Here is a 13783-nt window from a genome sequence, read left to right as displayed (position 1 = left end):
CGCGGGCGGGTGCCTAGAGCAACGGCGTGGGCTGCGTCAACTCGTCGTAGACGCTCAGCACCTGGGCGACGGTCTCGTCCTCGGTCGGCCAGCCGGCCGCCTGCCGTACGCCGCGCTCGCGCAGCCCGGCCCGCCGTACCGGGTCGCCGAGCAGGCGGACGACGGCGTCGGCGAGCGCCTTCGCGTTCCCGGGCGGCACGAGTTCGGCGGCGTCGCCGACGAGTTCGGGGATGCCGCCGACGGCGCCCGCGACGAGCGGCACGCGCGCGTGGAGGGCCTCCTGGGCGAGGACGGACCGTCCCGGCTCCCGGCGGCTCGGCAGCAGCGCGAGGTCGGCCGCCGCCAGCAGGTCGGGCACGTCGTCGCGGCTGCCGAGGAGCAGCACCGGCAGTTCCTCGTCCTCGATCCGCGTCTGCAACTCCCCGCGCAGCGGCCCCTGTCCGGCGACGACGACCAGCGGCGCCGGGTCGAGGCGGCGCCACGCGCGGGCCGCGTCGAGCAGGACGTCGTATCCCCGGTGCCGGTCGAGGGAACCGACGGCGATCAGCAACGGCCGTTCGACGGCGCCGAGTTCGGCCCGTACCTTGGCGCGCAGCCGGTCGGGGTCCTCCGGCCCGGGCGGGCGGGCCGGCCGGGCGGGGAGGGCGACGGGGCCGAGCCGGGCGTCCCGCGCGCCGGCCCGCCGTGCCCCGTCGACCAGCTCCGAGGTGGCGCCGAGCACCACGGTGGCGGCCTTCATCACCCGCCGCTCCAGCACGCGCAGCAGTTGGGCGCGGGCTCCCTCGGCGTGCACCCGGTCGTGCCAGGTGACGACGAGCGGCGTCCGCACGCGCCGCCCGCCGAGGGCCAGTACGGCCCGGAAGGAGGCGTGCAGTCCGTGCGCGTGCACCAGGTCGGCGTCCGCGCACACCGTCCGCAGCGCGGCCACCGACACGGGGTCGCTGCTGCGCGGCACGTGGACGTGGTCGGCTCCGGCACCCGTGAAGTCGTAGGTGCGCTCCGCCTCGGAGGGGGCGCACACCGTCACCTTCACGCCCCGCGCGACGAGCCCCGCGGCCAGCGAGCGCACGTGCGTGCTGCTGCGGGCGTTGCCGCCGCCCAGCACCTGCACGGTGCGCAGGGGCGACTGGCCGTGCGGTGAGTGGCTGCTCACGGGGGTCACCTGGCCGGGGCTCCTGGGTTCGGCGGGGACGGTCACGAAGAACGTACAGAAGGATGGTGCGGACGGGGTGCGCCGGGCGGATTCCCGTGCGCCGCTCCGTCAAGGATGCCAGGCCGCACGGGTGTTCCGGGAACGACGAGCGCCACGAACGGCGGACCGACGGGACAACGACACCGAACCACCTCACTCGTACGAGTGAATGCGACGCGTACACCCCGGGCGGGCCGACGCACCGGCCCTCCGACACCACGCCCGCGGCCGGACCTCCCGCGGAGATCCGGGGCGCCTCCGGCGCACGCTGCCCGGCACCGGACCACCGGACGACTCCAACTCCGCGCATGCCCCGATACCGCCCCGCGACACCCCCGGCCGCCCGGACGTCACCCCCTCGTGCGCCCACGGACGCCGCCCGCCCAGACCCCACCCGCCCGGCAGCCACCCGGCACCCGTCCCGGCAGGCCACCGAGGCCGTCCTCCGGCACGCCCCACCGGGACGCCGGGCGGCTCCGGCACGCCGCTGCCGGCGGCAAAGGCAAAGGCAAGGGCAGGGGCCGGGCCGCCTGCGCGGTCCGTCACCGGGCCGGGCGCGTTCCCCGCGTTCCGGGGGCGGGCGGCCGTGTGCTGCTACTGGTCCGACCGGGCCGTCTCCAGGAGTTCCTCAGCGTGGGCGCGGGCCGTCTCCGAGTCCTCCTGGCCGGCGAGCATCCGGGACAGCTCCCGGACGCGGTCCTCGCCCTCCAGGACCTTCACGCCGGAGCGGGTCACGGAGCCGTCGTTCGTCTTCTCCACCAGCAGCTGCCGGTCGGCGAACGCCGCCACCTGCGGCAGGTGCGTGACGACCACGACCTGCGCCTTCTTCGCCAGTCGGGCGAGACGACGGCCGATCTCCACCGCCGCCTTGCCGCCGACCCCCGCGTCGACCTCGTCGAAGAGGTACGTCGGCACCGGATCCGTGCCCGCGAAGACGACCTCCACGGCCAGCATCACACGCGACAGCTCACCGCCGGACGCGCCCTTGGCGATCGGGCGGGGCGGCGCGCCGGGGTGCGGGGCCAGCAGCAGCTCCACCTCGTCGGCGCCCGACGACCCGTAGGCGACCGTCCGCCCGCCGACCTCGACGCCCTCGGGGTCCTCGGTCTGCCGGATCTCGAACGACACGCGCGCGTGGGGCATGGCGAGCGACGCCAGCTCGGCGGTCACGGCGGCGGCGAACCGCTCGGCCGCCTCGGTGCGCGCGTCGGTCAGCGCCTGGGCGAGGCCGCCCAGTTCCGCCCGCAGCGCGTCCCGCTCGGCGGTCAGCTCGCCGATCCGCTCGTCGTCGCCGTCCAGCTCGGTCAGCCGCGCCGCGCTCTGCTCGGCCCAGCTCAGCACGGCGTCGATGTCCTCGCCGTACTTCCGGGTCAGCGCGGTGAGCGCGGCCCGGCGCTCCTCGACCGCCGCCAGCCGCAGCGGGTCGGCGTCCAGGTCGTCGGCGTACCCGGCTAGCTCCCCGGCCACGTCGCGCAGCAGGATGCCGACCTCACCGATCCGCTCGGCGAGCCCGGCCAGCGCCGGGTCGTGCGACCGTACGGCGTCCAGGGCCCGCTGGGCGCCCGCGACGAGCGTCGCACCGTCCACGCCCTCGGGGTCCTCCGGGTTGCCCGCGAGGGCGGCATGGGCGGCCGTGGCGGCCGACGCGAGCGCCTCGGCGTGGCCCAGCCGCTCCGCCTCCTCCGCCAGCTCGGCGTCCTCCCCGGCGCGCGGCTCGACCGCGGCGATCTCGTCGAGGCCGTAGCGCAGCAGGTCGGCCTCCTGGGCGCGTTCCCGCGCGCGGGTGGTGATCTCGTCCAGCTCGGCGGCGACGGCCCGCAGCCTCCGGTAGGCCTCGGTGTACTTGGCGAGCGGCCCGGCGACCGCGTCGCCCGCGTAGCGGTCGAGGGCCTGCCGCTGCCGGGACAGCTTGAGCAGCCCCTGCTGGTCGGTCTGCCCGTGCACCGCCACCAGCTCGTCGGCCAGCTCGGCGAGCATCCCCACCGGCACCGACCGCCCGCCCAGGTGCGCCCGCGAGCGCCCCTCGGCGGAAACGGTACGGCTGATCAGCAGCGCCCCGTCGTCCAGCTCGGCCCCGGCCTCCTCGGCCCGGACGGCTGCCGCGGCGTCGCCGGGCACCGCGATGCGCCCCTCGACGACCGCGTTCTTCGCCCCGATCCGCACCAGCGCCGCGTCCGCGCGGCCGCCCAGGAGCAGCCCGAGGCTGGTGACCACCATGGTCTTGCCCGCACCCGTCTCACCGGTGACAGCGGTGAACCCGGGCGACAGCTCGACCACCGCGTCGTCGATGACCCCGAGCGACCGTATCCGCATCTCCTCAAGCACGGACACGACCTTACGAGGTCGAGGGCGGGAAGCGCACACAGGCCGCCCGTGCGACACCGGGGAGCGCACGTCCCTCAGGGGGGCGGGACTGTGCTGGTGGCGGCTGCGCCGCGGGGCGCGACCAGCCACGGACCGCCCGCGGCCTGGTCACGACCAGAACCACCCCTTCGAGACCTCTAGTGCGGCGCCCCGCGCCATCCGGAAACCGGCAACGCGAACTTCGCGACCAACCGGTCGGTGAACGAAGCGTGGTGCAACCGGGCCAGCCGCACCGGCACCGCCCCCCGCCGCACCTCGACCCGCGCGCCCGGCGGCAGCTCCACCGTCCGGCGCCCGTCGCACCACAGCACCCCCGGCGGGACGTGCGGCAGCACCTCCACCGCGAGCACCGAGTCCGGCGAGGTCACCAGGGGCTTGGCGAACAGCGCGTGCGCGCTGATCGGCACCATCAGCAGCGCCTCCACCTCGGGCCACACCACCGGCCCGCCGGCCGAGAAAGCGTACGCCGTCGACCCGGTCGGCGTGGACAGCACGATGCCGTCGCAGCCGAACCCGGTCACCGGTCGCCCGTCGATCTCCAGGACGACTTCCAGCAGCTTCTCGGCACCGGCCTTCTGCACGGCGGCCTCGTTCAGCGCCCAGTCGGTGTGCACGATGTCGCCGTTGCGGTGCACGACGACGTCGACGGTCATCCGCTCCTCGACCTCGTACGCCCGGTTCACCACCCGGTCGACGACCTTGTCGAGGTCGTCCCGCTCGGCCTCGGCGAGGAAGCCGACCCGCCCGAGGTTGACGCCGAGCATCGGCACCCCGGAGGCGCGGGCGAACTCGGCGCCGCGCAGCAGCGTGCCGTCACCGCCGAGGACGATCAGCAGCTCGCATCCGTCGAGGCACTGCGGGGTGGCCTCGCCGACCAGCTGCACCTCGCTCGGCAGCGGCAGGTCCCGCGCCTCGGCCTCCAGGACCCGCACGCCGATCCCGGCCCGCAGCAGCCCCTTGACGACCAGCTCCGCGCTGCGGATGGCCGCCGGACGCCCGGTGTGGGCGAGCAGGAAAACAGTTCGCGCTCGGTTCTGTGTCAACGCGGCCCCTCCGCCACTGCACGATCGACATCGGCCGGGTCCAGTGCACCGGCCCCGGCCCGCAGCCACAGAAAGTACTCGACGTTCCCGGAGGGACCCGGCAGCGGACTGGCGGTGACCCCCTTCACGCCGAGCCCCAGTTCCCAGGCCTTCTGCGCGACGCCGCGCACCGCCTCGGCGCGCAGCTGCGCACTGCGTACCACTCCCCCGCTGCCCAGCCGTTCCTTCCCCACCTCGAACTGCGGCTTCACCATCATCACCAGATCGGCGTCCGGCCGGGTGCACCGCACCAGTGCGGGCAGTACCAGCCCGAGCGGGATGAAGGACAGATCCCCCACGACCAGGTCCACGGGCTCCCCATCGATCGCTTCCGGCGTCAACTCGCGTACGTTCGTACGGTCCTTGACGGTGACGCGTTCATCCTGCCGGAGACTCCACGCGAGCTGTCCGTACCCGACGTCCACGGCGACGACGTGCGCGGCGCCCGCCCGCAGCAGTACGTCGGTGAAGCCCCCGGTGGAGGCGCCCGCGTCCAGGGCCCGGCGGCCCTCGACGACGAGGCCCTGCGGCCCGAAGGCGGCGAGGGCGCCGGCGAGCTTGTGGCCGCCGCGCGAGACGTAGTCGGGGTCGTCGTCGTCGGCGGTCACCACGATCGCGGCGGCGGTCTCGACCTGCGTGGCGGGTTTGGTCGCGACGGTCTTGCCGACGGTGACCCGCCCGGCGGCGATCAGCTGGCTCGCGTGCTCGCGCGAGCGCGCCAGCTTGCGGCGCACCAGCTCCGCGTCGAGACGGCGGCGTGCGACTCCTGCCACGTTCGGTTCAGCTCCTGCGGTCGTACGGTGATGGCGGCGGCGGGGGCGCCGGTGGTCCCGGGCGGGCGTCCAGCGCGGTGAGCGCGTCGCGCAGCCCCCGGTGTACATCCTCGTACACCTCGACGTGTCCGTCGGTGGCCAGGTGGTCGGCATCGGCCAGCCGCGCCAGCCGGGCGTCGACCTCGGCGTTCCCGGTGGGCGCGCGGGGGACCTCCAGCGGGGCGGGGGCGGCCGGCTCGTGCCCCGGCTCCGGACGGTCCCCGTGCTGCGCCTCTTCGGGTCCCGGCCGGGGCTCCGGCTCGGGTGCTGCGTCGCTCATGCCCCGACGCTACCGCGTGGCACTGGGGTACGGTCGGTCCCGATGGCGACGACTGAGGAGTGCCGTGCCGCACTCGACAAGCTTTCGGACAGCATGCGCGGCGCCGAAGGGGACGTGCGGGCGGCCACGGAGCTGGACCGCTCGGTGAGCTGCCACATCACCGACCTGGACGTCACCTTCGCCGGACGCATGACGGACGGCCGCATCGACGTGCGCGAGACCCTGGAGGGCCCGCCGCGCGAGAGGGCCGAGATCAGGCTGGCGATGACCGGGGACGACCTGGTGGCCCTGGTGGCGGGCGAGCTGAACTTCGCCAGGGCCTGGGGCTCGGGTCGGGTGAGGCTGGAGGCGGGGCTGCGCGACCTGTTCCGGCTCAGGAAGCTCCTGTAGCGGCCGTCTTCACCGGCTCGGTACGCCGCTTGCGCGCGGCCGGCACCACCAGCGGTGTGCCCGTCTCCGGGTCGTCGATGACCTGGCAGCGCAGCCCGAATACCCGCTCGACGAGGTCGGCGGTGACGATGTCCTTCGGCGCGCCCTCGGCGACGACCTCCCCGCCGCGCAGCGCGATGAGGTGGGTGGCGTAGCGGGCGGCGTGGTTGAGGTCGTGCAGCACGGCCACCAGGGTGCGGCCCTGCTCCTCGTGCAGCTCCGCGCACAGGTCGAGGACGTCGATCTGGTGCTGGATGTCCAGGTACGTCGTCGGCTCGTCCAGGAGCAGCAGCGGGGTCTGCTGGGCGAGCGCCATGGCGATCCACACGCGCTGGCGCTGTCCGCCGGAGAGTTCGTCGACGTAGCGGTCGGCCAGCTCGGCGATGCCGGTCTGGGCCATCGACTCCTGGACCACCCGTTCGTCCTCGGCCGACCACTGCCGCAGGATGCCCTGGTGCGGGTAGCGGCCGCGGCCGACGAGGTCGCCGACGGTGATGCCGTCGGGCGCGATGGACGACTGCGGCAGCAGGCCGAGGGTCCGGGCGACCTGCTTGGCGGGCATCGACTGGATGACCGACCCGTCGAGCAGCACCCGGCCCTCGCTGGGCTTGAGCATCCGTGACAGGGCCCGCAGCAGGGTGGACTTGCCGCACGCGTTCGGACCGACGATCACCGTGAAGGAGTTGTCGGGTATCGCCACCGACAGCTTCTCAGCGATGACCCGCTGGTCGTAGGCGAGGGTGACGTTCTCGGCGGTCAGGCGGTTCACGTTGCTCCTTCGGTTGTTCAGCCCGCTGTGGTCACCGGTGCCGGCCCTCATATCCGGCCCGCCTTGCGCTCGGTGACCAGCAGCCACAGCAGGTAGACGCCGCCCAGGACGCCGGTGACGACGCCCACGGGCAGCTGGTCGGCGCCGAAGACCCGCTGCGAGATCCAGTCCGCGCCGACCAGCAGGGCGGCGCCCATGCACAGGGACGGCACGAGGTTGGGGCCGGGCGAACGGGTCAGGCGCCGGGCGAGCTGCGGTGCCGTGAGGGCGACGAAGCTGACCGGTCCCGCGGCGGCGGTCGCGGCGGCGGTGAGCAGGACGGCGGCGACCATCAGCAGCGCCCGCACCCGCTCTACGCGCACCCCGAGGGCGTACGAGACGTCGTCGCCCATCTCCATCATCCGCAGCGCCCGGCCGTTGGTGAGCACGAGCGGGACGAGTACGGCGCACAGCGCGAGCAGGGGCCAGACCTGGTCCCAGTCGCGGCCGTTGAGGGAACCGGTCATCCAGACGACGGCGCGGGACGCGTCGACGATGTCGGCGCGGGTGAGCAGGTAGCCGTTGACCGCCGTGACGATCGCGGACACGCCGATACCGACCAGGACCAGCCGGTATCCGTGCACGCCCCGCTTCCAGGCGAGCAGATAGATGGCAAGCCCGGTCACCAGGCCGCCGACGAGCGCGCCGACGGTGACCTGGGCCGAGCTGCCGGAGAACAGCACGATCATGATGAGCGCACCGGCCGTCGCCCCTTGCCCGAGGCCGAGGACGTCGGGACTGCCCAGCGGGTTGCGGGAGATGGCCTGGAAGAGGGCGCCGCCGACACCGAGCGCGCCGCCGACCAGCAGCCCGACCAGGACCCGCGGCAGCCGCAGTTCGTTGACGATGAACTCCTGGCCCGCGTCGCCCTGGCCGAACAGGGTCCTCAGCACGTCGGCGGGCGGTATGTCGAAGTCGCCGGTGCCGATCAGCAGCACGCTCGCGGCGAGCGCGAGGACCAGCAGCAGGGCGACCACGACGGCGGCCCGCACGTCCAGGCGGAAGGACAGCCCGCCCCGGCTGCGCACGGCACGGTTGGTCTTCACGGTCTTCACAGCTGGGCCGTCCTCCGCCGTCGTACGAGAAAGATGAAGACCGGCCCGCCCAGGACGGCGGTGACGATGCCGACCTGGAGTTCCGAGGGCCGTGCGACGATCCGGCCGAGCACGTCCGCGCCGAGCAGCAGCACCGGCGACAGGATCGCCGCGTAGGGCAGGATCCAGCGCATGTCGGGCCCGGTGAAGGAGCGGACGATGTGCGGGATCATCAGCCCGACGAACACGATCGGACCGCAGGCGGCGGTCGCGGCCCCGCACAGCACGGTCGCCGCGAGCATGGACAGCGCCCGGGTGCGGTTCAGGTTGGCGCCGAGGGCCCTGGCGGTGTCGTCGCCCATCTCCATGGCGTTGAGCGGCCGGGCGAGCGCGAGGGCGAGGACGGTGCCCGTCACGAAGAAGGGCAGCACTTCGCGGATGGTGCCGTTCGTCGCCGAGGCCAGTGAACCGACCGTCCAGAAGCGCATCCGGCCCAGCGCCGCGTCGTCCATGATCATCACGGCCTGGAGGTAGCCGAAGAGCGCGGCGCTGATCGCCGTGCCGGCCAGCACCAGCCGCACCGGTGTGGCCCCCCGGCTGCCGCCCAGGAACCAGACGAGCGCGCCGACCCCCGCCGCACCGGCGAAGGCGAACCAGACGTACCCGGTCAGCGAGGTGACGCCGAAGAAGGTGATGCCCGTGACGACGGCCGCCGAGGCGCCCGCGTTGATGCCGAGCAGCCCGGGATCGGCCAGCGGGTTGCGGGTGAGCGCCTGCAGTACCGCCCCCGCGAGTCCGAGGGCGGCCCCGGCCAGCAGGCCGAGCGCGGTCCGCGACAGCCGCTCGCCCACGACGACGTCGCCGTAGGTGCCCGAGTCGTGGAAGAGGCCGTGCCAGACCTCCCCCAGGGAAAGGTCCTTGGCGCCGATCGCGATGCTCGCCATCGCGACGAGCACCAGGACCGCCACGGCGACGGGCAGCCCCGCGGCACGCAGGACGCGGCGCTTGGAGGGCGGCGCGGGAGCGGTCTCCGCGCGCTGTTCGGGGGGACTGTCGACCAACACGCAGTTAGGTTAGCCTACCCTGCTAACCGATCACGATCCCCGAGGTGCCCGGGAGCCTCCCGGTCCGGCACACCCCGGAACGCTCCGCTCCGCGAAGGGGCGCCTTCCCGGTGCGTCGCCTCACAACCCAAGCCGCGCCAGCGCCTTCCCCGAGTCCAGCCCGCAGCCCTGCTCCCCGCCCGCCGTCCAGGCCGCCGCGCACAGGGCACGGAGCCCGTCCAGCGCCGCGCCGTCACCCGCCAGCTCCAGCCGCTCCCGGCCGGCCGTCGCCGTCCAGCCGCCGCAGCGGAAGCCTCCCTCCGCATCGCCGGTGACGTCCGGCTGGCCGGTGAGCAGCCCGCGCAGGTCGGCGTCCACGTACGTCGGCCGGTGCTGCGGCGGCGCCGCCAGCAGCTGCGCGCCGTCGGTCACGCCGGTCAGCACGAGCAGCGAGTCGACCTCCCCGTTGAACGCCCCCTCGATGTCCGTGTCCAGCCGGTCGCCCACCACCAACGGCCGCTCGGCGCCGGTCCGCAGGATCGTCTCCCGGTGCATGGGGGGCAGCGGCTTCCCCGCGACCTGCGGGTCGGCGCCGGTCGCGATGCGCACGACCTCCACCGCGGCGCCGTTGCCCGGGGCGATCCCCCGGGCGCTCGGGATGGTCAGGTCGGTGTTGGAGGCGTACCAGGGCACGCCCCGCGCGATGGCGTAACAGGCTTCGGCGAACCGGCCCCACGGCAGCTCGGGACCGCCGAACCCCTGCACGACGGCCGCCGGATCGTCCTCGGCCGACTCCACGGGCTCGAGACCGCGCTCGCGCAGCGCCACCCGCAGCCCCTCACCGCCGATCACCAGCACCCGCGCACCCGCGGGCACCTGCTCGGCGATCAGCCGGGCCACCGCCTGCGCCGAGGTGATGACGTCGGCGCCGTCCGTCGCTATCCCCAGCTCGGTCAGGTGCGCGGCCACCGTCTCCGGGGTCCGCAGCGCGTTGTTGGTGACGTACGCCAGGTGCATGCCCCCGTCGCGGGCGGCGCCGAGGGACTCGACGGCGTGAGCGATCGCGTTCCCCCCGGTGTACACCACGCCGTCCAGGTCGAGCAGCGCCGTGTCATAGGCCTCGTTCAGGCCCTGCCCACTGCCCTCGGGCCTTGTCCTGACGCTCCGGCTCATCGCGCATCGCTCCTCGTTCGTCGCCTTTCCCCCGATCATCCCCCATGCCGCTGACACACGTACGATGCCGGGATGAATACTGCAGGTCACCCGGAAGCAACGGCGCGCCGGGGCCTGGAACTCACCCCGTTCCGAGGCCTCCGCTACGACCCCGACCGGGTCGGCAGCCTGGCCGCCGTGACCTCCCCGCCCTACGACGTCGTGGTCCGCCCCGACGGCCTGCTCCACCTCGAGTCCGCCGACCCGCACAACATCGTCCGGCTGATCCTGCCCCAGGCCGCCACCCCCGAGGCACGCAACGAGCAGGCGGCCCGCACCCTGCGCCGCTGGACGGCGGAGGGCGTCCTGACCACCGACCCCGAACCGGGCCTGTACGTCTATGAGCAACGCGACGACGCCGGCCTGCTCCAGCGCGGCGTCATCGGCGCCCTGCGGGTGACGGACCCCGCGGAGCGGGTGGTCCTGCCGCACGAGGACGTCATGCCCCACGTCGTCGCCGACCGCGCCGCACTGATGCGGGCCACCTGGGCCAACCTCGAACCCCTGCTCCTGACCTACCGCGGCGACGGCGAGACCCCGGCCACCAGCGAGCTCGTGGAATGCACCGCCGCCCAGCCGCCGCTGCTCGCGACGACCACGGAGGACGGTTTCCGTCACCGCCTGTGGTCGGTCACCGACCAGGCCGCCGTGGCCCGCGTCCAAGCCGAACTGTCACGGCAGCAGGCCCTCATCGCCGACGGCCACCACCGCTGGGCCACGTACCGCACGCTCCGCGCGGAGCACCCCTCCCCCAGCCCCTGGGACCATGGCCTCGTCCTTCTGGTCGACACGGCCCGCTATCCGCTCCGGGTCCGCGCCATCCACCGTCTGCTGCACGGCGTCCCGGTGCACGACGCGATCGCCGCCCTGGACGGGCACTTCCGCGTGCGCCGCCTGGACACCCCGCTGTCCGAGTCCCTGAAGACGCTGGCGAAGGCGGCCGAGGCGGGCAACGCCTTCCTCCTCGCCGGCGACGGCGCCTTCCATCTCGTCGACCTGCCGGACCCCGTACTGCTGGCCCGCACGGTCCCCACCGACCGGCCCGAGGCCTGGCGCACCCTGGACGCCACCGTCCTGCACGCCACGCTCCTCGCCCACGTCTGGCACGTCCCCGACGACTCGGCGGCCCACATCTCCTACATCCACGACACGGCGGCCACCGTCGAGAAGGCCGAACGCGACGGCGGTACGGCGGTGCTCATGCACCCGGTCCGTGAGGAGGTCGTGCGCGACCTGGCCCGACAGGGCGTCACGATGCCCCGCAAGTCGACGTCCTTCGGCCCGAAACCCGCCACCGGCCTGGTACTGCGCGCCCTCGACACCTGACCCGGCCCACGACACGGCGAGGGGGCGGGCCCTGTCCACGGGCCCGCCCCCTCGCCGTGCGCGACGCGTCAGTCCTCGTCGCCGTCCTGGTCGCGGTCGTTGTCGCGGTCCTTGTCGCCGTCCTCGGTGGACGCGCTCTCCACGTCACCGCCGGACCCGGCCTCGCCCTCGTGCTCGTCCAGGGCGTCCATGAACTCCACACCGTCCAGCTCGGCGAGCCGGTCGGAAGCGTCCGTGCTGCCGTCCCGGTCCGACTCGACGGCCTTCGCGAACCACTCCCGCGCCTCCCGCTCCCGGCCCGCGGCCAGCAGCGCGTCGGCGTAGGCGTACCGCAGTCGCGCGGTCCACGGCTGCACGGAGTTGGAGGCCAGCTCGGGGCTCTGCAGCGTCACGATCGCCGCGTCCAGCTGCCCCATGTCCCGCCGGGCGCCGGCCGCGACGAGGCGCATCTCGACCTGGCCGGCCTTGTCCAGCTTGTGCACCTCGGGGGCACCGGCCATGTCCAGCGCCTTCTCCGGCCGGCCGAGCCCACGCTCGCAGTCGGCCATCACCGGCCACAGCTCCACCGACCCGGTCATGCGCCGCGCGGCCCGGAACTCCGCCAGCGCCTCGCTGTACTTCTGGCTGGCGTACGCGGCGAACCCGGCCGCCTCCCGTACGGCAGCGACACGGGACGCGAGACGCAGAGCCACCCTGGAGTAGCCGTACGCGGCCTCCGGGTCCTCGTCGAGCAGGCGCGCGACCATCACCAGGTTCCTGGCGACGTCCTCCGCGAGCGTCTTGGGCAGGCTCTGCAGCTCCTGCCGTACGTCCTTGTCGATCTCGTCGCCCGTGACCTCCTCGGGGATCGGCAGACGCTTGATCGGCTCGCGGTCGCGGTCACGGTCCCGCTCGTCACGGAAGCGGCCACCGCCGGCGTTCCGGTCGTCACGTCCACGGAAGCCACCGGGCCGCCCACCCCGGTCGTCGCGCCGGGGACCACGGCCCCCGCGGTCGTCACGCCCACGGAACCCACCGCGGTCGCCGCCCCGGCCGTCGTCGCGCCGGTCGTCACGCCGACCGAACCCGCCCCGCTCGCCACGGTTGTCGTCACGGCGGAACCCACCACGATCACCGCGGTCGTCACGACGGAACCCGCCACGATCACCGCGGTTGTCGTCACGACGGTCGTCACGGCGGAAGGGGGGACGGTCGTCACGGCGGTCGTCGCGTCGGTCGTCCCGACGCTCGTCACGCCGGAACGAGGGACGGTCGTCACGGCGGTCGTCACGGCGGTCGTCGCGACGGAAGGGGGGACGGTCGTCACGGCGGTACGCGGGACGGTCACCGCGGTCGTCACGGCGGAAGGACGGCCGGTCACCGCGGTCGCCACGATCGTCGCGACGGAACGAAGGACGGTCGCCGCCCCGGTCGTCCCGACGGAAGCCCCGGTCATCGCCACGATCGTCCCGACGCCCGTAACCGGCACCGCGGTTGTCCTCGCGACGACCGTCACGCCGGTCATCCCGCCGGTCGTCCCGACGGAAACCACCGCGCTGCCCACCCCGGTCGTCACGACGGCTGTCGTCGCGCCGGCTGTCATCACGACGCCCGAATCCACCGCGATCGTCACGCCGGTCGTCACGACGGTCGTCGCGACGGAAGGAGGGACGGTCGTCACGGCGGTACGCGGGACGGTCACCGCGGTCGTCACGGCGGAAGGACGGCCGGTCACCGCGGTCGCCACGATCGTCGCGACGGAACGAAGGACGGTCGCCGCCCCGGTCGTCCCGACGGAAGCCCCGGTCACCACCGCGATCGCGGTCGTCCCGACGGGGCCCGCGGTCGCGGTCGTCCCGGCGGAAGCCACCACGCGGTCCGCCCCGGTCATCGCCCCGGCGGTCGTCGCGTCGGAACCCACCACGGTCCCCGCGCTGACCCCCGCGGTCGCCACTGTCCCGTCGCCGCTGGTCGCGCTCCGGTCGATCGTCGGGAGAGTTGGTGGACATCGGTGACTCCTGTCTTCGGTACCGCAAGTCATTCTCACGCAGCCGGGTACCCGGTGCGCCTTGGAAAAACGAAAGGACCCCTGGTCCCCAGCTGAACGCTGGGGACCAGGGGTCCTTCCCAAAGATTGTTCGGCGGCGTCCTACTCTCCCACAGGGTCCCCCCTGCAGTACCATCGGCGCTGTAAGGCTTAGCTTCCGGGTTCGAAATGTAAC

13 protein-coding genes and 1 rRNA gene are annotated in these 13783 nt (G+C 74.1%); 2 read left to right on the top strand and 12 right to left on the bottom strand.

Features of this window, described 5'->3' with window-relative positions; genetic code table 11:
• Positions 1-13: 13 nt before the first annotated feature.
• The 5 genes from ACIBCJ_RS30220 to ACIBCJ_RS30200 all read right to left on the bottom strand — a co-directional run bounded on the left by ACIBCJ_RS30220 (position 14) and on the right by ACIBCJ_RS30200 (position 5730).
• Complete coding sequence (locus ACIBCJ_RS30220) at positions 14-1162, bottom strand: glycosyltransferase family 4 protein (protein ID WP_365980664.1); 1149 nt, start codon at positions 1160-1162, stop codon at positions 14-16.
• A gap of 624 nt (positions 1163-1786) precedes the next feature.
• The gene (gene recN / locus ACIBCJ_RS30215; protein WP_133888208.1) at positions 1787-3505 is read right to left on the bottom strand and encodes a DNA repair protein RecN; all 1719 of its coding nucleotides are present in this window, start codon (positions 3503-3505) and stop codon (positions 1787-1789) included.
• Positions 3506-3693: 188 nt separating this feature from the next.
• A complete protein-coding gene (locus ACIBCJ_RS30210; RefSeq protein ID WP_362107381.1) occupies positions 3694-4599 on the bottom strand; it encodes an NAD kinase in 906 nt (301 codons plus the stop codon).
• Entirely contained in the window at positions 4596-5411 is an 816-nt protein-coding gene (locus tag ACIBCJ_RS30205) for a hemolysin (RefSeq protein ID WP_362107384.1), read from the bottom strand. The genes ACIBCJ_RS30210 and ACIBCJ_RS30205 overlap by 4 nt, the downstream gene beginning before the upstream one ends.
• 7 nt (positions 5412-5418) lie before the next feature.
• Complete coding sequence (locus ACIBCJ_RS30200; protein WP_362107387.1) at positions 5419-5730, bottom strand: hypothetical protein; 312 nt, start codon at positions 5728-5730, stop codon at positions 5419-5421.
• Positions 5731-5772: 42 nt separating this feature from the next.
• Here ACIBCJ_RS30200 and ACIBCJ_RS30195 point away from each other — a divergent pair, with 42 nt between their 5' ends.
• The gene (locus tag ACIBCJ_RS30195; RefSeq protein WP_133887888.1) at positions 5773-6120 is read left to right on the top strand and encodes a sterol-binding protein; all 348 of its coding nucleotides are present in this window, start codon (positions 5773-5775) and stop codon (positions 6118-6120) included.
• Here the strand turns inward: ACIBCJ_RS30195 and ACIBCJ_RS30190 are convergent.
• From ACIBCJ_RS30190 to ACIBCJ_RS30175, 4 genes are all read right to left on the bottom strand, one after another.
• A complete protein-coding gene (locus ACIBCJ_RS30190) occupies positions 6104-6979 on the bottom strand; it encodes an ABC transporter ATP-binding protein (RefSeq protein WP_365980665.1) in 876 nt (291 codons plus the stop codon). The two genes, ACIBCJ_RS30195 and ACIBCJ_RS30190, sit on opposite strands and share 17 nt — an antisense overlap.
• Complete coding sequence (locus tag ACIBCJ_RS30185; protein ID WP_362107402.1) at positions 6976-8013, bottom strand: iron chelate uptake ABC transporter family permease subunit; 1038 nt, start codon at positions 8011-8013, stop codon at positions 6976-6978. The genes ACIBCJ_RS30190 and ACIBCJ_RS30185 overlap by 4 nt, the downstream gene beginning before the upstream one ends.
• Positions 8014-8018: 5 nt before the next feature.
• A complete protein-coding gene (locus ACIBCJ_RS30180) occupies positions 8019-9065 on the bottom strand; it encodes an iron ABC transporter permease (protein WP_133887886.1) in 1047 nt (348 codons plus the stop codon).
• 120 nt (positions 9066-9185) lie between these two features.
• Positions 9186-10217 carry an HAD hydrolase-like protein gene (locus ACIBCJ_RS30175; protein ID WP_365980666.1) on the bottom strand — a complete coding sequence of 344 codons (1032 nt, stop codon included), beginning with the start codon at positions 10215-10217 and terminating at the stop codon, positions 9186-9188.
• A gap of 72 nt (positions 10218-10289) precedes the next feature.
• Here ACIBCJ_RS30175 and ACIBCJ_RS30170 point away from each other — a divergent pair, with 72 nt between their 5' ends.
• The gene (locus ACIBCJ_RS30170) at positions 10290-11582 is read left to right on the top strand and encodes a DUF1015 domain-containing protein (protein ID WP_365980667.1); all 1293 of its coding nucleotides are present in this window, start codon (positions 10290-10292) and stop codon (positions 11580-11582) included.
• 68 nt (positions 11583-11650) lie between these two features.
• On the opposite strand, the gene ACIBCJ_RS30165 is transcribed toward ACIBCJ_RS30170, so the two are convergent.
• From ACIBCJ_RS30165 to rrf, 3 genes are all read right to left on the bottom strand, one after another.
• Positions 11651-12436, bottom strand: a complete 786-nt coding sequence (locus ACIBCJ_RS30165; protein ID WP_365980677.1) for a hypothetical protein — start codon at positions 12434-12436, stop codon at positions 11651-11653.
• Positions 12328-13275 (bottom strand): hypothetical protein, encoded by a 948-nt coding sequence (locus tag ACIBCJ_RS30160; protein WP_365980679.1) that lies wholly within the window; start codon positions 13273-13275, stop codon positions 12328-12330. Before ACIBCJ_RS30160 ends, ACIBCJ_RS30165 begins: the two co-directional genes overlap by 109 nt.
• 422 nt (positions 13276-13697) lie before the next feature.
• Positions 13698-13783: ribosomal RNA gene (gene rrf / locus ACIBCJ_RS30155) — 5S ribosomal RNA — on the bottom strand; the annotation flags it as partial.

The sequence above is a fragment of the Streptomyces sp. NPDC051136 genome (assembly GCF_044455745.1).
Classification (GTDB): domain Bacteria; phylum Actinomycetota; class Actinomycetes; order Streptomycetales; family Streptomycetaceae; genus Streptomyces.
Note: the sequence above shows the minus strand (reverse complement) of the source record. Positions and strands in the feature narration are given on the sequence as shown.

Bases quoted from the DNA above. Each gene is read 5' to 3' on its own strand.
- ACIBCJ_RS30195 (WP_133887888.1), top strand. From the start codon at position 5,773: ATGGCGACGACTGAGGAGTGCCGTGCCGCACTCGACAAGCTTTCGGAC.
- ACIBCJ_RS30190 (WP_365980665.1), bottom strand. From the start codon at position 6,979: ATGAGGGCCGGCACCGGTGACCACAGCGGGCTGAACAACCGAAGGAGC.
- ACIBCJ_RS30170 (WP_365980667.1), top strand. From the start codon at position 10,290: ATGAATACTGCAGGTCACCCGGAAGCAACGGCGCGCCGGGGCCTGGAA.
- ACIBCJ_RS30200 (WP_362107387.1), bottom strand. From the start codon at position 5,730: ATGAGCGACGCAGCACCCGAGCCGGAGCCCCGGCCGGGACCCGAAGAG.
- recN (WP_133888208.1), bottom strand. From the start codon at position 3,505: ATGCGGATACGGTCGCTCGGGGTCATCGACGACGCGGTGGTCGAGCTG.
- ACIBCJ_RS30175 (WP_365980666.1), bottom strand. From the start codon at position 10,217: ATGAGCCGGAGCGTCAGGACAAGGCCCGAGGGCAGTGGGCAGGGCCTG.